The 24,832-nt window shown below is 68.6% G+C and carries 23 protein-coding genes; 19 read left to right on the forward strand and 4 right to left on the reverse strand.

Going from position 1 to position 24,832, the window contains the following annotated elements; genetic code table 11:
• Nucleotides 1–12 precede the first annotated feature (12 nt).
• The 19 genes from EDC62_RS09055 to EDC62_RS09145 all read left to right on the forward strand — a co-directional run bounded on the left by EDC62_RS09055 (nucleotide 13) and on the right by EDC62_RS09145 (nucleotide 19,844).
• Entirely contained in the window at nucleotides 13–939 is a 927-nt protein-coding gene (locus tag EDC62_RS09055; protein ID WP_124222867.1) for a pseudouridine synthase, read from the forward strand.
• A gap of 117 nt (nucleotides 940–1,056) precedes the next feature.
• On the forward strand, nucleotides 1,057–2,307 hold the full coding sequence (locus EDC62_RS09060) for an esterase/lipase family protein (protein WP_124222869.1): 1,251 nt from the start codon (nucleotides 1,057–1,059) through the stop codon (nucleotides 2,305–2,307).
• Nucleotides 2,308–2,403: 96 nt separating this feature from the next.
• Nucleotides 2,404–4,353 (forward strand): molecular chaperone HtpG, encoded by a 1,950-nt coding sequence (htpG, locus tag EDC62_RS09065; RefSeq protein WP_124223249.1) that lies wholly within the window; start codon nucleotides 2,404–2,406, stop codon nucleotides 4,351–4,353.
• 94 nt (nucleotides 4,354–4,447) lie between these two features.
• Nucleotides 4,448–5,059, forward strand: a complete 612-nt coding sequence (locus tag EDC62_RS09070; RefSeq protein WP_124222871.1) for a glutathione peroxidase — start codon at nucleotides 4,448–4,450, stop codon at nucleotides 5,057–5,059.
• Nucleotides 5,060–5,392: 333 nt separating this feature from the next.
• Nucleotides 5,393–6,730 carry an NAD(P)/FAD-dependent oxidoreductase gene (locus EDC62_RS09075; RefSeq protein ID WP_124222873.1) on the forward strand — a complete coding sequence of 446 codons (1,338 nt, stop codon included), beginning with the start codon at nucleotides 5,393–5,395 and terminating at the stop codon, nucleotides 6,728–6,730.
• Between the two features lie 35 nt (nucleotides 6,731–6,765).
• Nucleotides 6,766–7,533 (forward strand): DUF1365 domain-containing protein, encoded by a 768-nt coding sequence (locus EDC62_RS09080; RefSeq protein ID WP_124223251.1) that lies wholly within the window; start codon nucleotides 6,766–6,768, stop codon nucleotides 7,531–7,533.
• Nucleotides 7,534–7,730: 197 nt separating this feature from the next.
• A complete protein-coding gene (locus tag EDC62_RS09085) occupies nucleotides 7,731–8,942 on the forward strand; it encodes an SAM-dependent methyltransferase (RefSeq protein ID WP_124222875.1) in 1,212 nt (403 codons plus the stop codon).
• A complete protein-coding gene (locus tag EDC62_RS09090; RefSeq protein ID WP_124222877.1) occupies nucleotides 8,939–9,574 on the forward strand; it encodes a chalcone isomerase family protein in 636 nt (211 codons plus the stop codon). Before EDC62_RS09085 ends, EDC62_RS09090 begins: the two co-directional genes overlap by 4 nt.
• A 38-nt stretch (nucleotides 9,575–9,612) precedes the next feature.
• Nucleotides 9,613–10,935, forward strand: coding sequence for an MFS transporter (locus tag EDC62_RS09095; protein WP_124222879.1), 1,323 nt, complete (start codon nucleotides 9,613–9,615; stop codon nucleotides 10,933–10,935).
• A gap of 5 nt (nucleotides 10,936–10,940) precedes the next feature.
• Nucleotides 10,941–11,522, forward strand: a complete 582-nt coding sequence (locus EDC62_RS09100; RefSeq protein WP_124223253.1) for a DUF3833 domain-containing protein — start codon at nucleotides 10,941–10,943, stop codon at nucleotides 11,520–11,522.
• Nucleotides 11,519–12,388 (forward strand): SDR family NAD(P)-dependent oxidoreductase, encoded by an 870-nt coding sequence (locus EDC62_RS09105; RefSeq protein WP_124222881.1) that lies wholly within the window; start codon nucleotides 11,519–11,521, stop codon nucleotides 12,386–12,388. The genes EDC62_RS09100 and EDC62_RS09105 overlap by 4 nt, the downstream gene beginning before the upstream one ends.
• A 2-nt stretch (nucleotides 12,389–12,390) precedes the next feature.
• The gene (locus EDC62_RS09110; protein ID WP_124222883.1) at nucleotides 12,391–12,834 is read left to right on the forward strand and encodes a nuclear transport factor 2 family protein; all 444 of its coding nucleotides are present in this window, start codon (nucleotides 12,391–12,393) and stop codon (nucleotides 12,832–12,834) included.
• A 239-nt stretch (nucleotides 12,835–13,073) separates the two neighbouring features.
• A complete protein-coding gene (locus EDC62_RS09115; RefSeq protein ID WP_245968823.1) occupies nucleotides 13,074–13,406 on the forward strand; it encodes a hypothetical protein in 333 nt (110 codons plus the stop codon).
• A 122-nt stretch (nucleotides 13,407–13,528) separates the two neighbouring features.
• Nucleotides 13,529–14,929 (forward strand): DNA repair protein RadA, encoded by a 1,401-nt coding sequence (gene radA, locus EDC62_RS09120; protein WP_124222885.1) that lies wholly within the window; start codon nucleotides 13,529–13,531, stop codon nucleotides 14,927–14,929.
• A gap of 63 nt (nucleotides 14,930–14,992) precedes the next feature.
• On the forward strand, nucleotides 14,993–17,068 hold the full coding sequence (locus EDC62_RS09125; RefSeq protein ID WP_124222887.1) for an ATP-dependent helicase: 2,076 nt from the start codon (nucleotides 14,993–14,995) through the stop codon (nucleotides 17,066–17,068).
• On the forward strand, nucleotides 17,065–17,553 hold the full coding sequence (locus EDC62_RS09130; RefSeq protein WP_124222890.1) for a hypothetical protein: 489 nt from the start codon (nucleotides 17,065–17,067) through the stop codon (nucleotides 17,551–17,553). Before EDC62_RS09125 ends, EDC62_RS09130 begins: the two co-directional genes overlap by 4 nt.
• Before the next feature lie 32 nt (nucleotides 17,554–17,585).
• Nucleotides 17,586–18,824 carry a phospholipase A gene (locus tag EDC62_RS09135; protein ID WP_124222892.1) on the forward strand — a complete coding sequence of 413 codons (1,239 nt, stop codon included), beginning with the start codon at nucleotides 17,586–17,588 and terminating at the stop codon, nucleotides 18,822–18,824.
• A gap of 57 nt (nucleotides 18,825–18,881) precedes the next feature.
• Nucleotides 18,882–19,208 (forward strand): DUF1840 domain-containing protein, encoded by a 327-nt coding sequence (locus tag EDC62_RS09140; protein ID WP_124222894.1) that lies wholly within the window; start codon nucleotides 18,882–18,884, stop codon nucleotides 19,206–19,208.
• A 27-nt stretch (nucleotides 19,209–19,235) separates the two neighbouring features.
• The gene (locus tag EDC62_RS09145; RefSeq protein ID WP_211330973.1) at nucleotides 19,236–19,844 is read left to right on the forward strand and encodes a Tll0287-like domain-containing protein; all 609 of its coding nucleotides are present in this window, start codon (nucleotides 19,236–19,238) and stop codon (nucleotides 19,842–19,844) included.
• Nucleotides 19,845–20,062: 218 nt separating this feature from the next.
• Here EDC62_RS09145 and EDC62_RS09150 read toward each other — a convergent pair whose 3' ends face one another.
• The 4 genes from EDC62_RS09150 to EDC62_RS09165 all read right to left on the reverse strand — a co-directional run bounded on the left by EDC62_RS09150 (nucleotide 20,063) and on the right by EDC62_RS09165 (nucleotide 24,814).
• Complete coding sequence (locus EDC62_RS09150) at nucleotides 20,063–21,319, reverse strand: phenylacetate--CoA ligase family protein (RefSeq protein WP_124222896.1); 1,257 nt, start codon at nucleotides 21,317–21,319, stop codon at nucleotides 20,063–20,065.
• Nucleotides 21,320–21,396: 77 nt separating this feature from the next.
• Nucleotides 21,397–22,206 carry an ABC transporter ATP-binding protein gene (locus EDC62_RS09155; protein ID WP_124222898.1) on the reverse strand — a complete coding sequence of 270 codons (810 nt, stop codon included), beginning with the start codon at nucleotides 22,204–22,206 and terminating at the stop codon, nucleotides 21,397–21,399.
• A gap of 149 nt (nucleotides 22,207–22,355) precedes the next feature.
• Nucleotides 22,356–23,693: an ABC transporter substrate-binding protein gene (locus EDC62_RS09160; protein WP_124222900.1), complete on the reverse strand. Its 1,338-nt coding sequence runs from the start codon at nucleotides 23,691–23,693 to the stop codon at nucleotides 22,356–22,358.
• A 44-nt stretch (nucleotides 23,694–23,737) separates the two neighbouring features.
• Nucleotides 23,738–24,814 (reverse strand): branched-chain amino acid ABC transporter permease, encoded by a 1,077-nt coding sequence (locus tag EDC62_RS09165; protein ID WP_124222902.1) that lies wholly within the window; start codon nucleotides 24,812–24,814, stop codon nucleotides 23,738–23,740.
• Nucleotides 24,815–24,832: the final 18 nt, after the last annotated feature.

The raw sequence follows: 24,832 nt of genomic DNA on the forward strand, positions 1-24,832 counted from the left end.
ACCCCCCGAAGCATGAGCACCCGCCCGCCGCCCGGCGCGCCCCAGCGCCGCCCCGATTCCAAGCCGCCCCGGCCCAACGCCGCGTCCAGCAGCACCCGGCCCCAGACTGCACCGCCGCCGGCCGGCCACGGTGAGCCCGTGCGCCTCAACAAACGCATGGCCGAGCTTGGCCTGTGCTCGCGCCGCGAAGCCGACGCCTGGATCGAACGCGGCTGGGTCCGCGTCGATGGCGTCGTTGCCGAGATGGGCACCAAAGTGCGCCCCGACGCGCGCATCAGCGTCGACCGCCAGGCCACCGGCGAGCAGGCCCAGCGTGTCACCATCTTGCTGCACAAGCCCATCGGCTTCGTGAGCGGCCAGGCCGAGGACGGCCACGCACCGGCCGTGACGCTGATCGAACCCCGCAACCACTGGCGCGAGGACGGGAGCCGTCTGCGCTTTTCGAGCGCTCAACTGCGCGGCCTCGCGCCCGCGGGACGGCTCGACATCGACTCGACCGGCCTGCTCGTGCTCACGCAGGACGGACGCGTCGCCCGCACGCTGATCGGCGAGGACTCCACGATCGAAAAGGAATACCTCGTGCGCGTGCGCTACGACCCGAGCGGCGCGGCCAGCGGCGGCGGCCCGCTCGCCCCAGGGCGCGAGGACGCGATGGCCAGCGTCGATGTGCGCTCGGTCGTTCCGCCCGAAGCGCTGGCGCGGCTGCGCCACGGCCTGACCCTCGACGGCGTGCGGCTCAAGCCCGCCCGGGTCGAATGGCAAAACGAGGAGCAACTGCGCTTCGTGCTCACCGAAGGCCGCAAGCGCCAGATTCGCCGCATGTGCGCGCTCGTCGGGCTGACCGTGGTGGGCTTGAAGCGCGTGCGCATCGGCCGCGTGATGCTCGGCCGCCTGCCGCTCGGCCAATGGCGCTACCTCGGCCCCGATGAACGGTTTTGAGGGGAGCGCCCGCTGAACACCCCGCCCGTACCCCCCGCCCCGCTGGCTGCCGCGCCGCAGCCAGCGTCCAGCGCAGCCGGCGTAGACCCGGCGGCGCCGAGCAGCCCGCCCCGGAGCATGCATCTGCGGCCCGAGGACCTGCGCGCGGCGGCGCGCCTGGCCTTGGCGGCGACCCAAGGCGTCATCCGCGTCACCGAGGGCGTGCATCAGGCCGTGCGGCGCACATTGGGCGCACCCGAAGCGGCGGTCCGCGGGCGAACGACGGGGCTCACCGGCCAGGTCTACCGCAGCGTGCGCGGCATCACGACGCTGGTCGGACGCAGCCTCGACGCCGCACTGGCCGCGTGGCTGCCGCACGCCGAGCGGGTGGCCCCCGATGCACCAGAATCTCCCGAGCGCGAGGCCGTGCTGTCGGCGCTCAACGGCGTGCTCGGTGACCGACTGGCCGCGGAGCACAGCCCGCTGGCGATCCCGATGGAACTGCGCCTGGCCGGCCGCGCCCTCCCGCTGGACGACCCGGGCGCGCTGGCCCGGCAGGTCGGCACGGCGACGCGCGAGGATCTGCTCGTGCTCGTGCACGGCCTGTGCATGGGCGACGCGCAGTGGCGACGAGACGGTCATGACCACGGCGCCCAGCTCTCGGCGGCGTTCGACTGCACCGCGCTGTACCTGCGCTACAACAGCGGCCTGCACATCTCCGACAACGGCCGGAATTTGGCCGAGCGGCTCGAGCAGCTCCTGGCCGTCTGGCCGCGACCCGTCCGTCGGCTCGTGTTGCTCGGTCACAGCATGGGCGGCCTCGTGATGCGCAGCGCCGTCCACGCCGCGCAGGCCGCCGGCCATGCCTGGCCCGCGCGGCTGCAGGCGATGGTGTTTCTCGGTACGCCGCACCACGGCGCACCGCTCGAGCGCGCGGGCCACGGGGTCGATCTGCTGCTGGCCGCAACGCCCTGGACGGCACCGCTGGCGCGCCTGGGCCAGCTGCGCAGCGCCGGCATCACGGATCTGCGTTATGGCGCGGTGCTCGAGAGCGACTGGCGCGGCGCGGACCGCTTCGCCGCCGCGCCCGACCGCCGCACCCCGGTGCCGCTGCCCGCTGGCGTGGACTGTTTCCTCGTGGCGGCCACGCTGGCCGGCCGAGGCAACCGACTCGCCGAGCGGCTGCTTGGCGACGGCCTCGTGCCGCTCCCGAGCGCCCTGGGGGACCACCCCGAGCCGCGGCGCCGGCTGCAGGTGACGCATTCACACCGGCACATCGCCTGGCGCACCGGACACCTCGGGCTGCTGTCGAGCACCGAGGTCGCCGCCCGGCTCGAACGCTGGCTCGCGCCGGTCTGCGCCCAGCGCTCGCCCCGTCTTGCCCCTTGAAAGCCCGCGGCCACGGCCCCAACTGAACGGCTTTGCGTGACCGCGCAGCGGCGGCCGCGGCTGCGGTTCGTTTGTGTTTCCCAATCTCTGATGACGATGACCAAGCACACCCATTCCTTCCAAGCCGAGGTGGCGCAACTGCTACACCTCGTGACGCATTCGCTCTACTCGAACAAAGACATTTTTTTGCGCGAGCTGATCTCCAACGCCTCGGACGCCTGCGACAAGCTGCGCTTCGAGGCGCTGGCCAACCCCGCGCTGTATGAAGATCAGCCCCAGTTGGAAATCCGCATCAGCTACGACCGCGATGCGCGCACGCTGACCATCACCGACAACGGCATCGGCATGAGCGAGCAGGAGGCCATCGAGCACCTGGGCACGATTGCCAAGAGCGGCACGCGCGAGTTCTTCAGCCGCCTCACCGGCGACCAGAAGCAAGACGCCCAGCTCATCGGCCAGTTCGGCGTGGGCTTTTATTCGGGCTTCATCGTCGCCGACCGCATCACGGTGGAGTCGCGCCGCGCGGGCCTCTCGAGCGACGCCGGTGTGCGCTGGTCCAGCGAGGGCACCGGCGCCTTCGAGGTCGAGCCGATCACACGCGAAGCCCGCGGCACGAGCGTGATCCTGCATCTGCGCGAGGACGCGCTCGAATACGCCAGCGCCTGGAAGATCAAGGAGATCGTGCGCAAGTACGCCGACCACATCAGCCTGCCGATCCTGCTGGAGAAGGAAACCTGGCAGGAGGGCAAGGACGGAGAGCCCGGCCGCATGGTCAAGACCGGGGAGTGGGAAACCATCAACCAGGCCACGGCGCTGTGGACGCGGCCCAAGAAAGACATCACCGACGAGCAGTACATCGCGTTCTACCAGCAGATCACGCACGACTTCGAGCCGCCGCTGGCCTGGACGCACAACCGCGTCGAGGGCTCGACCGAATACATCCAACTGCTCTACATCCCCAAACACGCGCCGCACGACCTGTGGCTGCGCGAGCGCAAGAGCGGCCTCAAGCTCTACGTCAAGCGCGTGTTCATCATGGACGACGCCGAGGCCTTGCTGCCCGCTTACCTGCGCTTCATCAAGGGCGTGGTCGACTCGAACGACCTGCCGCTCAACGTCAGCCGTGAGCTGCTGCAGGAGAGCCGCGACGTCAAGGCCATCCGCGAAGGCAACACCCGTCGCGTGCTCGCGCTGCTCGAAGACCTGGCCGCGCACGATCGGCTGCCCGAGGGCGAGGCGGCCGCAGCCCTGTCCGACGAAGACAAGGCCAAGGCCGGCAAGTACACGACCTTCTGGAGCGAGTTCGGCGCCGTGCTCAAGGAAGGCTTGGGCGAAGACCTCGCCAACCGCGACCGGATCGCGAAGCTGCTGCGCTTTGCATCGACGCAGAGCGACACGCCGAGCGTCTCCCTCGCCGACTACAAGGCGCGCATGAAAGAGGGCCAGGAAGCCATCTACTACCTCACCGCCGAAAGCCTCGCCGCCGCCAAGAACAGCCCGCAGCTCGAGCTGTTCCGAAAGAAGGGCATCGAGGTGCTGCTGATGACCGACAGGGTCGACGAGTGGGCGATGAACTTCCTCACCGAATTCGAGGGCACGCCGCTGCAATCGGTCGCGCGCGGCGAGGCCGATCTGGCCAAGCTCCAGGACGAGGCCGAGAAAAAGGCGGTGGAAGAAGCCAGCACCGCCTTCAAGCCCGTGCTCGAGCGGCTCAAGACCGCGCTCGGTGAACGCGTCGAGGACGTGCGTGTGAGCGCCCGCCTGGTCGACAGTCCGGCCTGCCTCGTCGTGCCCGAAGGCGGCATGAGCCCGCAACTGGCGCGCATGCTCAAAGCCGCGGGCCAGAAGGTGCCCGAGGTCAAACCCATCCTCGAGGTGAACCCCGCGCATCCGCTGGTGCAGAAACTCGAAAACGCCGAGGGCAGCCGCTTCGACGATCTGGCGCAGATCCTGCTGGATCAGGCCGTGCTCGCCGACGGCGCCCTGCCCGAAGACCCCGCCGCCTACGTGCGCCGCGTCAACGCGCTGCTCGCCGCGGCCGATTGACCAGGCACGCATCAGCCTCCTCCGAAAGCCCGCGCCTGACAACGCGGGCTTTTATGCGTAAACTCTCCAGTCATGTTTTGACTTGGAGAGTTTCATGCGCACTTCGGTATCGGTCTTCCCACGCCTGGCGTTCGTCGGTCTGGCCCTGGCGCTGCTCGGTGGCATGGCCTCGGCTCAGACGGCGCCCGCACCTGCGCCGGCCGCCAGCAGCGCGGGCTCGGCCAGCTGCCCGGCGATCTTGCAGCACACCGTGCCCCGACTGCAGGATGAAAAGCCCCAGAACCTCTGCCAGTACGCCGGCAAGGTCGTGCTGGTCGTCAATACCGCGAGCTTTTGCGGCTTCACGCCGCAGTACAAAGGGCTAGAGGCGCTGTACGCCCGCTACAAGGACCGGGGGCTGGTGGTGCTGGGTTTCCCGTCCAACGACTTCAACCAGGAAGCCGACAGCAACCGCAAGATCGCCGAGTTCTGCGAAAACACCTACGGCGTGAAATTCCCGATGTTCGTCGCGACGCACGTCACGGGCGAACAGGCGCACCCCTTGTTCCGCCAACTCGCGCAGGCCACCGGCACCCGGCCGCGCTGGAATTTCTACAAATACCTGATCGGCCGCGACGGCCGCGTCGTCGATGCCTACAGCAGCATGACCAGCCCCGAAGACCGCGCGTTCATCAGGGAGATTGAAAAACAACTTGCCTTGCGCTGAGCCTTCGTGTTCATAATGCGACCATACAGTCATAATACGACTGCGAAGCAACCAACCAAACGAGGCATTCATGAACCGCAGCGCCAGCGCCCCGCCCGGGCTTACAAAACTTTACACGCCCGGGTGCCGCGCCGGGCGGAACTCGAACGCCGGAGCTGCGGTCATAACCGAGGTCGGCGGCCCAAGCCGCCCGCCGTTTTTTCTGCTGCGAAGCCTAAGCGTCGAACGTCGGCGTGGATCAGCCCCAGGGCGGTTCTCCTCCTCCCTCCCTCCCTCCTTCCCCCAGGGGCGCTTCGCAGCAGCTTTGTATTCGGCCCCGACCGGAGGTGCGCGATGAAGCCGCGCGTGGCCATCGTCGGCTCGGGCATCTCGGGCCTCGCGGCCGCCCACCGGCTGACACACCACGCCGACATCACCCTGTTCGAGGCTGGCCCCTACTTCGGCGGCCACACCAACACGGTCGACGTGACCCTGCCGGGTGCCGACGGCCGACCCGTCACACACGGTGTAGACACCGGCTTTCTGGTGTTCAACGAGCGGACCTATCCCGGGCTGATCGCGCTCTTTGCCGAACTCGGCGTGACGACGGCGAAATCCGACATGTCGTTCTCGGTCCAGGCCAAGGGCGTGCTCGGCGCGCAAGCGCTCGAGTGGAGCGGCTCGAACCTCGACACCGTCTTCGCCCAGCGTCGCAACCTGGTCCGCCCGCGCTTTTGGCGCATGCTCGCCGACCTGCTGCGCTTCAACCGCCGGGCGACAGCCCTTGCGCGCAGCGGTGCAGACGCGGCACTCGCGCAACCGCTCGGCGACTGGCTCGAAACCGAAGGCTTCGGCGCTGAGTTCCGCGAGGGCTATTTGCTGCCCATGCTCGGCTGCATCTGGAGCTGCCCGACCGCACAGATGCTGCGCTTCCCCGTCGCCACGATGATTCGCTTCTGCCACAACCACGGCTTGCTGCAAATCACCCAGCGGCCGCAGTGGTGGACGGTCGCGGGTGGCGCACGTCACTATGTGCAGGCCATCGTGCGCGGGCTGCGTGATGCGCGTTTGGCCACGCCGGTGCTGCGCATCGAGCGCCACCCAGCCCAGCCGCGCGGCGGCGTGCGCATTCACACGGCCAGCGGCAGCGAGGTGTTCGACCGCCTGGTGCTCGCCACCCACAGCGACCAGGCGCTGGCGCTGCTCGCCGAGCCCAGCGCAGACGAACGCGCACTGCTCGGCGCCATCGGCTACCAACGCAATGAGGCCGTGTTGCACACCGACACCTCCGTGCTGCCCCAGCGACGCCGCGCCTGGGCGGCGTGGAACTACGAGCGCGCCGCCGACGATGGCACCGAGCGCGGCCGCGTCTGCTTGCACTACCTGCTCAACCGGCTGCAACCCCTGCCGTTTGCGCAGCCCGTGATCGTCTCGCTCAACCCCGTGCGGCCGATCGATCCCAGCCGGGTGCTGCGGCGCATGGACTACGCACACCCGGTGTTCGACCTGGCGGCCATCGCAGCACAGCGCCGGCTGCAGACGCTGCAAGGCCACAACCACACCTGGTTTGCGGGCGCGTGGATGGGGTACGGCTTTCACGAGGACGGCTTGCAATCGGGGCTGGCGGCGGCGCGCAGCCTGCTCGCGACCGAACTGGAGCGGCCCGAAGCCGCACGCGCGGAGGCCGCGTGAACCCGAAGTCCCACACCCCACCCCGGCCCGTCGCGATGCTGGGCTTGGGCGAGGTGCGCCACACGCGGCTGCGTCCCCAGCACCACGCGTTTGCCTACCCCACGTATTTCCTGATGCTGCCCATGCGCACGCTGCGCGCGGACCCGTCGGCCGCGCTGGCGCTCGCCGTCAACCGTCGGGCGGCGCTGAGCTTCGATGAGCGTGACCACGGCGACGGCCGTGCGGTGGCGGCCGGCGGTGCGCTCGGCTGGCTCGAAGAACTGCTGCAGCGCGAAGGCATCGCCGACGCGGACGGGGAAATCTGGCTGCAAACCTACCCGCGGGTGCTGGGCTATACCTTCAAGCCCGTGAGCTTTTGGTACGCGCACCGCCACGACGGCACGCTGCGCGCGATCGTCGCCGAGGTCAACAACACCTTTGGTGAGCGCCATTGCTATTTGCTCGACGCGCCGCGCTGGGGCGCGCAAGCGCAGGCGCACAAGGTGTTTCACGTCTCACCGTTTTGCCGCGTGGAAGGCGGCTACCGCTTTCGTTTTCTGCGCACCTGGCATGACGGCGTGGAGCGCATCGTCGCGCGTGTGGAGCACGACGACGCGCAGGGGCCGCTGATTCAAACCGCCTTGAGCGGCGCCCTCGAGCCCGCCAGCGCCGCCGCGCTGCGCCGTGTCTTCTGGCGCTATCCCGCACAGAGCTTCGGGGTCATTGCGCGCATTCATTGGCATGCGCTGCGGCTGTGGCTCGCGCGCGTGCCTTTCCACGCCAAACCCGAGCCGCCCGCCGAGCCGGTGACGCGGCAGCTTTGAACCTAAATCCGGCAGTTGACCGCTACTCGCGAAAAGCAAGATGTTGATGTTTCAACAATTTTCGGCGCACAGGCCCTTCACCGTTTGGGTGAGCGCTGCGCACCCGTTCGAGTCGCCCTCGGGCGCGCCCAACTGCCGGCTTTAGGTTGAACGCCCTTGCCTCCTTCAACCCACCTCTTCACGGACGCCGACCGCCCATGAACAGCACCACTGCCCCGAGCCACGCCCTGCCCGTCGATGCGCCTGCTGCGGCGCGCCAGGTCTTGCGACTGCTGCAGCGCCTGCGGCACGGCACCCTGACCGTGCAACTGCCCGGCGGCCAAAGCCTGTGCTTCGGCTCGGGGGAGCGGCCCCACGCGGCGATCACGCTGCGCTCATGGGCGCCGTGCACGCGCTCGCTCAAGTCGGGCGACATCGGCTTTGCCGAGAGCTTTATCGCTGGCGAGTGGACCACGCCGAACCTGGCCGACTTGCTGCGCGTCCTGGTGCGCAACCGCCGCGAGGTCGAGGACGTGATTTATGGCCACTGGTGGGGTCGGGCGCTCTACCGCCTGCGGCACCTGCTCAACCGCAACACGCGCGCCAAAAGCCGCAAGAACATCCATGCGCACTACGACTTGGGCAATGCTTTCTATGAGCTTTGGCTCGACGGCACCATGAATTACTCGAGCGCCTGGTTCGACGGCGACTTCGACCAGCCGCTCGCCCAGGCGCAGCACGCCAAGGTCCGTCGGGCACTGCGCATGGCCGGCGTCGAAAGCGGCGACCGGGTGCTGGAAATCGGTTGCGGCTGGGGCGCGCTGGCCGAGATGGCGGCGGTGGAGTTCAGTGCACAGGTCACGGGCGTGACGCTCTCGACCGAGCAGCTCGACTACGCCCGCGCGCGGCTGGCCTGGACGGGCCAGCGCGCCGACCTGCGGCTGCAGGACTACCGCGACATCGACGACGCTGCGTTCGATGCGATTCTGTCGATCGAGATGGTCGAAGCCGTGGGCCGCGAATATTGGCCGACCTATTTCGAGACCGTGGCGCGGCTGCTCAAACCCGGTGGCCGCGCCTGCATCCAAAGCATCGTGATCGCTGACGAGCTGTGGCCGCGCTACATCCAGTCGACCGACTTCATCCAACAATACGTCTTCCCCGGCGGCTGCCTGCCGTGCCCGAGCGAATTTCGCCGTGCGGCCAAAGCTGCGGGTCTGCGGGTGGTGGATGAATTCGCGTTTGGGCTCGACTATGCCGAGACGCTGCGGCGCTGGCGCGAGCGCTTCCTGGGCGAGCGCGCGCGGGTGCAGGCGCTGGGCTTCGATGAGGGCTTCATCCGCACCTGGGAGTTCTACCTCGCCTATTGCGAAGCCGCCTTCGCCGAAGCCAACTGCGACGTGGTGCAGTACACGCTGCAAAAGCCATGAGTGCCGCCACCCCCGCCTTCGCGCAACGACCGGTTCGCCGGTGCGGGAAAACTCCTTTTTTCATAGCTACCGAGCACCATTTCACGCCGGCGATCCTGGGTTTTTGCCTGGTATCGGCGATTTTGATCGCCCCCGCGGCGGCCCAGGGCTCAGCCACCGCCGCGACCGTCCCCGGGGCCGAGGCAGCCCGCTGCAGCGGCGAGGTCTTGCTGCGTGTCTGGGGCTTCGAGGTCTATACCGCGCGGCTGTGCGCAGCGCCGGGTTTTCGCGCCGCCGAGTACGCGCGCGCGCCGTTCAGCCTTGAATTGCGCTACCGGCGCGGCTTCAAAGCCGAGGACATCGCGCGGCGGTCGATCGAGGAGATGCGCCGCAGCGGACCGATCGACCCCGCGCAGGCCGAACGCTGGCGTGACTGGCTCGCGCGCAACCTGCCCGACGTGCAGCCTGGCGACCGCCTCACCGGCGTGCATGAGCCCGGGCGCGGCGTGCGCTTTTACTACAACGGCCGGCCCTGGGCCGAGCCCAACCCCGATCCGGCGTTCGCCGAGCGCTTCTTTGGCATCTGGCTCGCGCCGCAAACCTCCGAGCCCGCGCTGCGCGAAGCGCTGCTGGCGCCGCTCGGCGCGTCCTGAGTCCCGGTGCACCACGATCTCCCCCACGCGAGCCCCCTATGACCGCCCCCACCGCCGCGCCACCGCCCGCAGCCGCCTTCGACCGGCGCGACGGCTTGCGCTATGGCGCGCTGGGTCTGCCGCTGGCCTTCGTCGCGCTGCCGCTCTACGTGACCTTGCCCGACCACTACGCGCGCCAGTTCGGCGTGCCGCTGGCCACGCTGGGCGCCTTGCTGCTCGCGCTGCGGCTGCTCGACGCGGCGGTGGACCCGGCACTCGGCCGCCTCGCCGACGCATTGCTGCGCCGCGGACCGGGCGCCGCGCTCGCCGCCGGGGCGGTGGCCGCGCTGGCGCTGGCGCTGGGCTTCGTGGCGCTGTTCTTTCCGCCGGTGACGGGCGGCGCCGCGCTGCTCGCCTGGGCTGCGGGTGCGCTGGCCCTGACCTATGGCGCCTACAGCCTCTTGACGGTCACGCACCAGGCCTGGGGCGCGCAACTCGGCGGCGACGAGGCGCAGCGCGCCCGCATCTTCGCCTGGCGTGAGGGCGCCGGGCTGGCCGGGGTGCTGCTCGCGGCCAGCCTGCCCTCGCTCGTGGGCTTGGGCTGGACGGCGGCGGCCTTGGCGCTGGCGCTGCTCGCGGGCTGGCTCGGCTGGCGCCGGGCACCGCGGCCGACGGCTGCGCCGCGCACGAGTGGCGTGACTGGCTGGTCAGCGCTGATGCAGCCACTGCGGCGGGCGGACTTTCGGCGGCTGCTCGCGGTGTTCATGCTCAACGGCACGGCCAGCGCCGTGCCAGCGACGCTGATGCTGTTTTTCGTGCAAGACCGCTTGCAAGCCCCGGCCAGCAGTGCGGCCCTCGCGCTGCTGCTGTATTTCGGTGCTGCGGTCCTGTCGCTGCCGTTGTGGCTGCGCGCGGTGCCGCAGCTGGGGCTCGCGCGCACCTGGCTTGCCGGCATGGTGTTGGCGGTGCTGACCTTTGCCGGAGCCGCCGGGTTGGGCGCGGGCGACCTCGGCGGCTATTACGCGGTGTGTGTGCTCTCGGGCCTGGCACTCGGCACGGACCTGGCGCTGCCCGGTGCGCTGTTGGCAGGCCAGATCGACGCCCACGGCGAACGCGGCCGCAGCGACGGCGCGTATTTCGGTTGGTGGGCGCTGGCGACCAAACTCAACCTCGCGCTCGCCGCCGGCGTGGCGCTGCCGCTGCTGGCGCTTCTGGGCTACAGCCCCGGCGCGCGCGACCCAGCGGCGCTGACGGCCCTGACCGTCGCATATGCCGTGCTGCCCTGCGCGCTCAAGCTCGCAGCGGCCGCAGCCTTGCACTACGCCCTCATCCGCGCGCATGCCCTGGCCCCGGGGCCGCTACGACTGGAGATCCACCCATGAATCCCATGCCCATCCCGTTTCGCCACAAGCCCCAAACCCCTGCGCGGCGGCGCGCCTTGCGCATCCTCACGGCGCTCGCCGGCAGCGGCTTGCTCGCCGCCTGCGCCGGGCCAGAGGTGCGCGATTACGCGGCCGAGCGGCCGCTGCTCGATCTGCGCCAATACTTCAACGGCACGGTGGATGCCTGGGGCGTGTTCACCGACCGCTCAGGCAAAGTCGTCAAGCGCTTCACGGTGGTCATGGACTGTCGCTGGGAGGGCGACCGTGGCGTTCTCGACGAAGCGTTCACCTACGCCGACGGCAGCACCCAGCGGCGCATCTGGCGCCTGGTGCGTCATGCCGACGGCCGCTACACCGGCAGCGCCGACGATGTCGTGGGCAGCGCCGAAGGCGAGGCCAGCGGCAATGCGTTCAACTGGCGCTACACGCTGGCGTTGCCGGTCGACGGGCGGGTCTGGGAGGTGCAGTTCGATGACTGGATGTACCTGATGGACGAGCGCGTCATGCTCAACAAAGCGGTCATGAGCAAATGGGGCATCCGTCTGGGCGAGGTGACGCTGTCCTTCCTCAAACGGAGTGCCTCATGAGCCGCAGCCTGCGCGAGGCACCGCCCGCGCCCCGAACCTCGGCTGCTTCCGTGTCCAGCCCCACGCTCTGGGACCCGCTGAACCCGCCGATCACCGACTGGAGCGGCCGGCGGGCCTGGCTCGTGGGCGCTTCGAGCGGCATCGGGCTCGCCACCGCGATCGCGCTGCTGGCGCGCGGCGCGCGGGTGGTCGTCTCGGCACGCGACGAGGTCGCGCTGCGCCGCTTCGTCGACACCCACCCCGGCGTGGACGCCCAGGGTCGGCCCTGGGCCGAGGCGGTCGCGCTCGACGTGACCGACACCGCAAGCGTCGCTGCGGCCGCGCGGCGTGTGGAAGCTGGTGGCCTGCCCGATCTGGTGCTCTACTGCGCGGGCCACTACCGGCCGCAGCGCGCCACGCGCTTCGACTTGGCCGACATGCTGCGCCACGACGAAGTCAACTACCGCGGCGCGCTGCGCGTGCTCGACGCGGTGTTGCCCGCGCTGCTGGCGCGCGGCAGCGGCCATGTGTCGCTGATCAGCAGCGTCGCCGGTTGGCGCGGGCTGCCGCAGGGCCTGGCCTATGGGCCGACCAAAGCTGCGCTGATCAACCTCGCCGAAACGCTCTACCTCGACCTGCGCCCGCTCGGCCTGGGCGTGAGCGTCATCAACCCCGGCTTCGTGCAGACCCCGCTGACCGCGCAAAACGATTTCGCCATGCCCGCGCTGCTCACGCCGCCCCAGGCGGCCGATGCCATGCTGCGCGGCTGGGCGAAGGGGCGCTTCGACATCCACTTCCCGCGTCGCTTCACCCTGTGGCTGCAGTTCCTGCGCGTGCTGCCGGATCGACTGTATTTCGCCGCCGTGCGCCGCACCACGGGCCTGTGAACATGCCTCCCATCGACGCCGCGCAAGCCGCCGCGCGCATCCGCCACTATTTCGAGACCCTGAGCCCCGCCGCGCTCGATCGCATCGACGCGATCTACACCGAAGACGCCGCGTTCAAAGACCCGTTCAACGAGGTGCGCGGCAGCGCCGCCATCCGCGCCATCTTCGCTCACATGTATGCGGCGCTCGATGAGCCCCGCTTCACCGTGACCGCGACCATGGCCGAGGGCGACCAAGTTTTCCTGGCCTGGGATTTCCGCTTCCGGCTGCGCCGCTTCGACACCGCCACGCTGCAGTGCATCCGCGGCGCGAGCCACCTGCGCCTGGCCGCGGACGGCCGCATCCGCGCGCACCGCGACTACTGGGATGCCGCCGAGGAACTGTACGAAAAGCTCCCGGTGCTCGGCGGCTTGATGCGCTGGCTCAAGGCCCGAGCCCGAACGTAAAGGCAACGCTGAACCCGTCCCTCCCACGCCGCGCACCCCGGCGGCGGGCGGGCGCCATCGCGGGAACTGATTCAGCGTTGCCTTGGATTCAAAAAACCGTCACCAAAAGTTCACCCGGGGGCGCTCGGCGGCCGGGGATAATTTCAGCATCCCTGTCCTTGAGACCTGGCCCGGTGTGGGCTGGCCTGCGGCATCCGCCGCGCCGGCTCCCATGCGGCCGCCGTCCACGCCCCAACATCATGCGAGCCATCAAAGAAGCCCGAAAGTTCATCGAACGCAACCCGACCGAGCCCGCGGCCAAAACGCTGGCGAAACTGGTGCTGGCGCTCGAAAAAGAGGCCGACTTCCCGCTCACCGACCTCTACAGCGCACTCGACCACGACCAGTTCCGGCTGGCGCTGCGCATCCTCGAAGAGTGGCGGCTCGACCGCTACTACCTCGGCAAAGCCCGCTTGTTCGAGGTGTCGATGCTGGCCCACGGCATGGCGCAGGCGGGAGACGCCGAGCCCTCCGGCCCGCGCAGCGCGGACGCTGCTTCCACGGCGACGGAAAAGAAGCCTGAGAAACGCTGAGGCAACGCTCGTTCCTCTCGGCAATTCCTGTTTTGAGAGCAGCAACCAACCATTTGACGCCGGCGTGTCGCTGAAATGGCCAAGGCAGCGTTGATCCTACGGCGCGGTGGTAGGCTCGGCCCATGGCCAAGGACAAGACGATCTACACCTGCAGCGAATGCGGCGGCAGCAGCCCGAAGTGGCTCGGCAAATGCCCGCATTGCGGCGCGTGGAACACGCTGATCGAATCGGTGACCGAAGCCGCAGCACCGGCGAAGAACCGCTTTGCGGCGCTCGCGCCGAGCGCGCAGCTTATGCCTTTGGCGGCGATCGAAGCGGCGGAAGTGGCGCGCACGCCCACCGGCCACGAGGAACTCGACCGCGTGCTCGGCGGCGGCATGGTCGAAGGCGCGGTGGTGCTCATCGGCGGCGACCCGGGCATCGGCAAATCGACGCTGCTGCTGCAGGCGCTCGATGCGCTGCAGCGCGGCGGCCTGCGCACGCTCTACGTCACCGGCGAGGAAAGCGGCGCGCAGGTGGCGCTGCGCGCGCGGCGGCTGGGCATCGAGGGCTCGCAGGTGGCGGTGCTGGCCGAAACGTCGCTGGAGAGCATCCTTGCCACGATCGAAGCCGAGCGCCCCGCGGTGGCGGTGATCGACTCGATCCAGACCGTGTATTCCGAGCAACTGAGTTCAGCGCCGGGTTCGGTGGCGCAGGTGCGCGAGTGCGCGGCGCACCTCACGCGCTTTGCCAAGGCTTCGGGCGTGGACGGCAGCGGCGGCACGGCGATCGTACTCGTCGGCCATGTGACCAAGGAAGGCGCACTGGCCGGCCCGCGCGTGCTCGAGCACATGGTGGACACGGTGCTGTATTTCGAAGGCGACACGCACAGCAGCTTCCGGCTGGTGCGCGCGATCAAAAACCGCTTTGGCGCCGTCAACGAAATCGGCGTTTTCGCCATGACGGACAAAGGGCTCAAAGGGGTGAGCAACCCGAGCGCGATCTTCCTCTCGCAGCACGCCGAGCCGGTCGCCGGCAGCTGCGTGATGGTGACGCTCGAGGGCACGCGGCCGCTGTTGGTGGAAATCCAGGCGCTGGTCGATGGCGGCGGCCCGAGCCCGCGGCGGCTCTCAGTCGGCCTCGAGCGCGATCGGCTCGCGATGCTGCTCGCGGTGCTGCACCGGCACGCGGGCGTGGCCTGCGCCGACCAGGATGTGTTCGTCAACGCGGTCGGCGGCGTGCGCATCAGCGAACCCGCAGCCGACCTGGCGGTAATGCTGGCCATCAGCTCGAGCCTGCGCGGCAAGCCGCTGCCCAAGGGCTTTCTGGCCTTTGGCGAGGTGGGCCTCGCGGGCGAGGTGCGGCCCGCGCCGCGCGGTCAGGAGCGGCTGCGCGAGGCGGCCAAGCTGGGCTTTTCGGTCGCGGTCGTGCCCAAAGCCAACGCGCCCAAGCGGCGGGATGCGGCCTTCGAAGGCCTCACCATCCACCCGGTCGAGCGCGTGGAGGAAGCCATGGCGCTGGTGCGCTCGCTGGGGCCGGGCTGAAGGCAAGGCGCGCGCCGGTATGATCCGCAGCCCCGCACCGCCCGCCCTTGGACTGCCGCCCGGATGAAAGACCGCCTCAACCCCGCCCAACAACAGGCCGTGGACCACATCCACGGGCCTTGCCTGGTGCTTGCGGGGGCGGGTTCGGGCAAGACGCGGGTCATCACGCACAAGATCGCGCGGCTGATCCGCGCGGGGCTCGAGCCGCAGCGCATCGCAGCCATCACCTTCACCAACAAGGCGGCGGCCGAGATGCGCGAGCGCGCGGGCGCGCTCATCGGGCGCGAGGCGAAAAAGGTGCTGGTGTGCACCTTTCACGCGCTGGGGGTGCGCATCCTGCGCGAAGACGGCGCAGCGCTGGGGCTCAAGCCACAGTTCAGCATCCTCGACGCCGACGATGTGGTGGGCATCCTCAAAGATTGCGGCGGCACGACCGACACGGCCACCGCGCGGCGCTGGGCCTGGGGCATCAGCCGCTGGAAGAACGAAGGGCTCAACGCCGCGCGAGCGGCAGCCGCGGCCCGCGACGAGAGCGAGCGCCAACTCGCCGCGCTGATGGCGCGCTACGAGGAGCGGCTGGCCGCCTACCAGAGCATCGATTTCGACGACCTGATCGGCTGGCCGCTCAAGCTGCTGCGCGAGCACGCGACGGTGCGACAGAAATGGCAGGCGGCGCTGGGTCATGTGCTGGTGGACGAATACCAGGACACGAACGCGAGCCAGTACGAGCTGCTCAAACTGCTGGTGGGCCACCCCGAACGGGCCGAAGCTCGTTTCACCGCCGTGGGCGACGACGACCAGAGCATCTACGGCTGGCGCGGCGCAACGCTGGACAACCTCAAGAAGCTGCCGCAGGACTTTCCCGCGCTCAAGGTCATCAAGCTCGAACAGAACTACCGCTCGACCAGCGCGATCCTGCGCGCGGCCAACCACGTCATCGGCCCCAACCCCAAGCTGTTTCCGAAGACGCTGTATTCCGAGCTGGGCGAGGGCGAACCGGTGCGCGTGGTCGATGCCGACACCGAGGAACACGAGGCCGAGCGGGCGGTGGCGCGCATCCTCTCGCTGCGCGAAACCTCGCCGCACCGCGACTGGCGCGACTTCGCCATCCTCTACCGCGCCAACCACATGGCCAAGCCTTTCGAAAAGGCGCTGCGCCGCGCGAATATTCCGTACAAGGTGTCGGGCGGCACGAGCTTTTTCGACCGCGCCGAAATCCGCGATCTGTGCGCCTGGTTCCGCCTGTGGGCCAACGAGGACGACGACCCCGCCTTTCTGCGCGCGGCCACGACACCGAAGCGCGGCATCGGCCACCAGACGCTCGCCACCCTGGGCGAGTTCGCGAGCCGCTACCGGCTGAGCCTGTTTGGCGCGCTGTTTTCGGGCAGCCTGGCCAGCGTGCTGTCGCCGCGCACGGTCGCCACGCTGCACGACTTCGGCCGCACCGTCAACGAGCTGCAGTACCGCGCGCGCCACACGGTCGGGGCCGAAGCCGCGCGGCGTTTCCTCGACGACTGGCTGCAGGCCATCGGCTACGAGCGCTACCTCTACGATAGCGAGGACAGCGAGGCGGTCGCCGCGGCGCGCTGGGGCAACGTCATCGACTTCTGCGACTGGATGGCCAAGCGCTGCGGCGGCGAAATCGACGACGAGGCTGGCGTGCACCTGGCCAGCGAAGCCAAGTCGGTGCTGGAGGTGGCGCAGACCCTGGCGCTCATCTCCACGCTCTCCGAGCGCGAGCAGGACCGCGACGTGGTCACGCTCTCGACCCTGCACGCGGCCAAGGGCCTGGAGTGGCCGCATGTGCAGCTCGTCGGCGTCAACGAAGGGCTGCTGCCCTTCAAACCCGGCGACGCCGCCGAGGCCGAGCCCGACAGCGCCGCCGCGCTCGACCACGCCCAACGCTTGCAGGAAGAACGCCGCCTCATGTATGTGGGCATCACGCGCGCGCAACGCACGCTCACCGTGAGCTACACGCGCCGACGCAAGAGAGGCCGCGAGAGCGTGCCCGTGGCGCCCAGCCGCTTCATCGCCGAAATGGCGCTCGACGCGAAGACCTCGCGCGAGGACCCGCGTGAGAAACTCAAAGCCTTGCGCGCCGAGTTCGCGCGCCGCGCCCAAGCGAGCCAAACGCCATGAATGCGCTCTACAAACGCCTGCGAATTGCTCCGTTTTTAATAGCTATATCGCTCCATTTCACGCTGGCATACGGCCAAAATCAGCCTCAACCCGGCCCCGATGACGCCGCAGCCGCCTGCGCCGACCCCCGGGCGCTGAGCGCCGCGCATTTTTACGGCCGCTGGGATGTCTATTGGCTCGACGCCCCCAGCGCGCAAGCCCCGGCGACGCCCGCGGCCGAGTTGCGCCTCGGGCCCAACCCGGAGCACCCCGACAGCGTGCGCGGCACGCTGCACGCCGGCGGCGAAACCGCCTGGATCGCGGGCGACGTCGACGAGGACGGGGACTTTGCGCTCGAGCAATCCGCCGACGGAACCCACATCGACGCCACCTGGATCGGGCCCTTCACCGAGGGCAGCTGCGCGCACGAAGCCCGCGGCATCTGGACCCGCGCGACCGACGGCCTCCAGCGTCCGTACCTGCTGCGCCAGCGGCGCGCCTGGTAGACGTCAACGCGCAACGCACCCACGGCCCCGCCATGTCTGCACCGGCTGCCCCGTCGTTCTCGGCCACCCTCTTGGCCACCTTGCCGGCCGCCTTCTCGGCAACCCGCGGGCTCGCGCGCGCCGGCCTGCTCGCGGCCGCCGGCGTCGCGGCCTTTGCGGCGGCGGCCGAGCCCGCGTCGAGCTGGACCGCCTGCGCCGCGCTGGTCCAGGACGCCGAGCGCCTTGCCTGCTACGACGCCTGGGCACAGGCGCAACGGCAGGACCTCGCACAAGCCGCCTCCGCAACCGCGCCGGCCTCGGCCAGCGCACCTCCTTCGACCGACGCCCCGCCCAGCCCCGCGCCCGCCGTGGCCCGGGCGGGCGCAGACGGCTCGCAGGCCGAGCCACCGGCGCTGGTCGTGCGGCTCGTCCCCGGCGAAGGCTGCCGCAACCCGGCGTATTCGGAGCTGTCGCGCTTCTGGGAGCTCGAAGCCGGCAGCAGCTGCGATACCTTCGGTTTGCGCGGCTACCGGCCAGTGAGCCTGTCGGTGATTGCGTCCGATTCGGTCAACACCCAGCCGACTTCGGGCAACCCGCTCAACAACGCCGCCACGCCGCTGCCCTACCGCCGCAGTGAGATGCGCATCCAGCTCTCGGTGCGCACCAAACTCGCGCAGGGCCTGTTGACGCATGGCGAGACGACGCGGCGGGATTCGCTCTGGTTTGCCTACACGCAGCAGTCCTACTGGCAGTTGTTCAACGGGCCGCTGTCGCGCCCATTTCGCAACACCGATCACGAGCCCGAGCTGATCTATGTCTACCCCCTGGACGCACCATTGCCGCGCGGCTGGCGGCTGCGCTACGGCGGCGTGGGCGTGGTGCATCAGTCCAACGGCCAGAGCCTGCCGCTGTCACGCAGCTGGAACCGCGTCTACCTCATGGCCGGAGCCGAGCTGGAAAACCGCTGGCGCGTGCAACTGCGGGGCTGGCAGCGCCTGCCCGAGCCGCGCGAAACCGACGACAACCCCGACATCGCCGACGACATCGGCCGCGGTGAGCTGCAAGTCCATTGGAACGCCGACGCGCGCAACGGCTTTGGCCTCACGCTGCGCCATTCGCTGCGCACGACCGCGCACGGCTCCACGCGGCTCGAGTGGCTGCACCGCGTCGGCGCCGAAGACAGCCGGCTGCGCTTTCATGTACAGCTCTTCAGCGGCTACGGCGACAGCCTGCTCGACTTCAACCGCCGCCGCACCGTGCTCTCGGTGGGCATGAGCCTGGTGGATTTTTGAGCTTGCACGCACAATCTGATCCAACGTGATTCAACCCGGTTTTTTTAGGGACGCTCGATGATCTACAAATTCAAATCCTCCGCCAGCGGCGACGTCATCATGCTCAAGCCCAACGCCGAGCAGGTGCTCGCGCTCATCGGCAAAACGCCGTCGCCGCAAGGCATCATCACGGTCGAACAGTTGCCCGAGGCGATCGCTGCGCTCGAAGCCGCGTTGGCCAACCCCGAGCTCGCGACTCAGGAGTCGCCCGCGACGGACGAAGGCACGCCCAAGGACAGCGCCGAGCGCGCCGACCCGGTGCTGCTGCGTCAGCGCATCGTGCCCTTCCTCGATTTGCTGCGCCGCAGCCTCGAGGCCGAAGCGCCGGTCGTCTGGGGCGTTTGATTTCTTAAACCCTCCATCCTTCCAAACATGAAGCTCCTCACTGCACCATCCCGCTCCCGCCTCCAACCCCGCATGACGCAGCGCGCGCTCGCGCTCGGCTTTGCCGCGTTGCTGCCGCTCGTGGCCCAAGCGCAAAACCCCGATGAAGCCTTGCAGGATGAAGCGCGCAAAGTCGCCATGAGCCTGCCGCCCAAGCTGCTCGCCGCTCTGCAGGCCGAAATCAAGCAGTCCGGCCCCGAGGGGGCGATTCCCGTCTGCCGCGACTTGGCGCCCAAGATGGCCGCTGAAGCGATGGAAAAAACCGGTTGGAAGATCCGCCGCGTCAGCCTCAAGACCCGCAACGAGCAGCGCGCCACCCCCGACGCCTGGGAGCGCGCCGCGCTCGAAGAGTTCGAACGTCGCGCTGCAGCCGGCACGCCGGCCGGCGAACTCGAAAAAGGCGAACGCGTGGGCAACGAATACCGTTACGTCAAAGCGCTGCCCACGCAAAAGCTCTGCCTGCAGTGCCACGGCCCGGTCGAGTCACTCAGCCCCGCCGTGCGCGAAACCCTGGCCAAGTACTACCCCAACGACCACGGCACCGGCTTCAGCGAAGGCCAAATCCGCGGCGCCGTGAGCGTACGCAAGCCGCTTTGAGGCAACGCTAAGGCAACGCTGAATAAGTTCCCGTGATGGCGCGCGCCCGGCCGCGGGATGGGATGCGAGGCGCAAACCGAGACAATAGCCGCAGCTATGGCGAGGATTTGCAACGAAGCAGACCGCCCGCAGCCGGGATGCGCGACGCGCGGGGGACTTGTTCAGCGTTGCCCTAAACCAGTCCCTCGCGCGCCGCGCAGGGCGCGTTCAGCGCGGCATTACCGATAGCTGCGCGCGTCCTCGATGACCTTGCCGTCGTTGGGCAGGCTGCCGGGCGCGAGCACTTCGACCTCGCCGCGTAGCTTGGTCACGTCGCGGATGGCCTCGGCCACGCGGGGCACCAGGCTGTCGGGGCCGCTGCAGGCGGTCTCAACCTGCAGCGTCATGGTGTCGTTGGCCATTTCACCGCGCACCACGAGGCGGGCGCGCAGGATTTCGGGAAAGCGCCGCGCAATCTCGGCCACCTGCGAGGGGTGGACGAACATGCCGCGCACCTTGGTGGTCTGGTCGGCCCGGCCCATCCAGCCCCGGATGCGCAGATTGGTGCGGCCGGTGGGGCAGGTGCCGGGCAGCACGGCGGAGAGGTCGCCGGTGCCAAAGCGGATCAGCGGATAGTCCGGGTTGAGCGTGGTCACGACCACCTCGCCGACCTCGCCCTCGGGCACGGGGTCGCCGGTGCCGGGGCGCACGATCTCGACGATCACCCCTTCGTCGACCACCAGCCCTTCGCGCGCGGCGGTTTCATAGGCGATGAGCCCGAGGTCGGCGGTGGCGTAGCACTGGTAGCCGGTGACGCCGCGCTCGGCGAACCAGTCGCGCAAGCTCGGCGGAAAGGCCTCGCCGCCGAACATGGCTTTCTTCACGCTGGGCAGCGCCACGCCGAGTTCGGCGGCCTTTTCCAGAATGATGCGCAAAAAGCTCGGCGTGCCGATGTAGCCCGCGGGTTTGAGCTGCGCCATCGCCTGCACCTGCTGCTCGGTCTGGCCGGTGCCGCCGGGAAACACCGTGCAGCCCAGCGCGTGGGCGCCGGTTTCCATCATCGAACCCGCGGGCACGAAGTGGTAGCTGAAGCTGTTGTGGATGAGTTCACCGCGCCGAAAACCCGCCGCGAAGATGGCGCGCGCCATGCGCCAATAGTCGGCCCCGCGGCCCTCGGGCTCGTAGATCGGGCCGGGGCTGGCGAACACCCGCGGCATCGCCGGCCCGAAGCCGATCGTCGCAAAGCCGCCGAACACGTCGCCCCCGGCCTCGCGCGCCGCAGCCTGCGCCTCGAGCAGTTCATGCTTGCGCACCACCGGCAGCTTCGCCAGCGCCTCGCGCGAGCGGATCGCCTCCGGGTCCACCCCGCGCAGCGCCGCCGCAAAAGCCCCCGCGCGCTGCTGCGCATGGGCGATTTGCGCGGGCAGCGCGGCCAACAGCGTGGCCTCGCGCGCGGCGGGGTCGCGGCATTCCAGCGCGTCGTAAAACTCACTCATCGCTTGGCTCGTCGGTTTAGTTGATCTATTTTTGATAGCAATGTATGACCGTTTGGCGCTGGGGTACGGCCAAAAAATCAGGCCAGCCAACGCTTACGGCGCTTGTAGCTCTTGACGTCGCGGAAGCTCTTGCGCTCACCGCCGCCCATGCCGAGGTAGAACTCCTTGACGTCCTCGTTGTTCGCCAGCTCCACGGCGGGGCCGTCCATCACCACGCGGCCCGACTCCATGATGTAGCCGTAGTCCGCGTAGCGCAGCGCCATGTTGGTGTTCTGCTCGGCCAGCAGGAAGGTGACCTTTTCCTTGTCGTTGAGGTCTTTGACGATGTTGAACACCTCTTCGACGATCTGCGGCGCCAGGCCCATCGAGGGCTCGTCGAGCAGCACCACGCTGGGGTTGGCCATGAGCGCGCGGCCGATGGCGCACATTTGCTGCTCGCCGCCCGAGGTGTAGGCGGCCTGGCTGGTGCGGCGGGTCTTGAGGCGCGGGAAGTAGGTGTAGACCTTCTCGAGGTTGCGCGCGATCTCGGCCTTGTCGTGGCGGGTGTAGGCGCCGGTCAGCAGGTTTTCTTCGATCGTGAGGTGGGCGAAGCAGTGCCGGCCCTCCATCACCTGCACCACGCCGCGCTTGACCAGGTCCGCCGGTGTGAGGTTTTCGATGCGCTCACCGCGCAGCTCGATGCTGCCCTTCGTGACCTCGCCGCGCTCGCCCTTGAGCAGGTTGGAGATCGCGCGCAGCGTCGTGGTCTTGCCCGCGCCGTTGCCGCCCAGCAGCGCAACGATACCGCCTTCGGGCACCTGCAGCGACACGCCCTTGAGCACCAGGATCACATGGTTGTAGATGACCTCGATGCCGTTGACGTTGAGAACGATGGATGGTGTTTGCATGGGCTTGCCTTTCGGACCAGGTGCAAGGCCTCGACCGCGCGCCGCGCACGGCGCCCGAGGGCTTGCAGCTGCGGGCTCTCCCGCGGGGAGCCCGCGCCCGCCCGGCCCTTGCGTCGGGCCCGGCAGGCTGGAGGCGAGGCCGGTTAGGGTTACTTGTCGCAGTCGGACGCAGCGCGACGCTGAATCTTCTTCTCCGCCGCGTACTTGTCGGCCGCAGCGCGCACCATCGGCTTCAAGATCTGCTCATCCGCCTGATACCAGTCGGAACTCCAGACGAACTTGGTGCCATCCCAGGTGTGGATGCGCGCCCAGGCCGCGCCCATGTGGTCCTGGCAGCTCGTGGAAATCGGCCGCATCACGCCTTTGAAGCCCAGTGCGTCGAGCTTGGCCTGCGTGAGGTTGAGGTTTTCGTAGCCCCAGCGCGCCTGCTCACCGGTCATGACCTTGCCCTTGCCGAAGCGCTCTTGTGCGGCGCGCACGCCTTCGACGGCGAACATCGCGCTCATGAGGCCACGCATGTAGAGCACGTCGCCCACCTCCTCCTTCGGTCCGGTGCCTTGGCCCTTGGCATGCACTTTCTCGAGGATTTCCTTGACCACTGGGGCGTTCTTCTCGGCACCGTGCTGCATCATCACGGCGTTGTAGCCTTTGGCGCCCATGCCGACGTCTTTCACGTCGGGCTCCGCGCCGGCCCACCACACGCCGTACATCTTCTCGCGCGGGTAACCCGTGGCCTGCGCCTCCTTGAGGGCGGTGGAGTTCATCACGCCCCAGCCCCAGTTGAGCACGTAGTCGGGACGGCTCTGGCGGATCTTGAGCCAGGTGGCCTTCTGCTCCACGCCCGGGTGGGTCACCGGCAGCAGTTCGAGCTCGAAGCCGTGCATCTTCGCGCGCTCCTGCAGCAGCGGGATCGGCTCTTTGCCAAACGGGCTGTCGTGATAGACCAGCGCGATCTTCTTGCCTTTGAGCTTGTCGAAGCCACCCTCCTTCTTGGCAATGTGCTGGATCAGCACATCGGCAGCGACCCAGTAGGTACCCGCAATCGGGAAGTTCCACTTGAAGACACCGCCATCCTGCGACTCGCTGCGGCCGTAGCCCGCGGTGATCAGCGGAATCTTGTCGACGGGTGCTTTTTCCGTCAGCGCGAAGGTGATGCCGGTCGAGAGCGGCTGGAACACCGTCGCGCCGCCGTTCTTACCCTTGAGGCGCTCGTAGCACTCGACGCCGCGGTCGGTGGCATAGCCGGTTTCGCACTCTTCAAACGACACCTTCACGCCGTTGATGCCGCCGCGCGCGTTGGTGAGCTTGAGGTAGTCGATGTAGCCATTGGCGAACGGCACCCCGTTGGGCGCGTAGGCGCCCGTGCGGTAGACGAGCGCCGGGAAGAACTGTTCCTTCGCCTGCGCGAAGGCGGCGGTCGAGCCCAGCGCCGCCGAGAATCCAGCGGCGGCGATGGCCGTGGCGAGAGCGAGTTGACGAAGCTTCATGGTGTGTCTCCTGTTGAGTGGTTGAAGCGCGGGGGAAACCGAAATCAATGCGGGAAGGGCCACAGCCGCAGCTTCTGCTTGCCCGTGGACCAGAGCTTGGCGAGGCCATGCGGCTCGACGATGAGAAACCAGACGATGAGCGCGCCAAACACCATGAGTTCGACATGCGACACCAGCGCCGTGTCGACCTGCCAACCCACCAGCGAGCCCAGCCAGGGCAGGAACTGGTTCAGAAAGATCGGCAGCACGACGATGAAGGCCGCGCCGAAAAAGCTGCCCATGATCGAGCCCATGCCGCCGATGATGACCATGAACAGCAACTGGAACGAACGGTCGACCGAGAACGCCGCCGGCTCCCAGGAGCCCAGGTGCACGAAGCCCCAGAGCGCACCGGCCACGCCGACGATGAAGGAGCTGACCGCAAACGCGCTGAGCTTGGCGTACATCGGCCGGATGCCGATGACCGCCGCCGCCACGTCCATGTCGCGAATGGCCATCCACTCGCGGCCCATGGCGCTGCGCACCAGGTTCTTGGCCGCCAGACCGAACAGCACCAGCAGCGTGAGGCAGAACACGTATTTCTGCACCGGCGTCTCGATCGGCAGGCCAAACACCTGCAGGTTCGACACCGACACCGAGCCCGAGGAGTTGTTGTTGGTGAACCAGCCGATGCGCAAAAACGCCCAGTCGCAGAAGAACTGCGCGGCGAGCGTCGCCACCGCCAGATACAAGCCCTTGACGCGCAGGCTCGGGATGCCGAAGAACATGCCGACCAGGGTGGCGAAGAAACCGCCCGACAGCAAGGCCACGATCAAAGGCATGCCGTCGATGCGGACGTAGGTGTTGTAGGCCATGTAGGCCCCCACCGCCATGAAGGCCCCCGAACCCAGCGAAATCTGGCCGCAGTAGCCCACCAGGATGTTCACCCCGAGCGCAGCCAGCGACAGGATGACGAAGGGAATCAGAATCGCGCGAAACAGATATTCATCGACGAGGAAGGGTACGCCGATGAAAGCAAACGCCACGAGCGCGAGGATGGCCCAGCGGTCCTGTGCGATCGGAAAGATCTGCATGTCGGCCGCATAGGAGGTTTTGAACTGGCCGTTTTCTCTGTAGAACATCGAGGGTCCTCAAACAAC

The organism is Tibeticola sediminis, assembly GCF_003843835.1.
Taxonomy (GTDB): Bacteria; Pseudomonadota; Gammaproteobacteria; order Burkholderiales; family Burkholderiaceae_C; genus Tibeticola; species Tibeticola sediminis.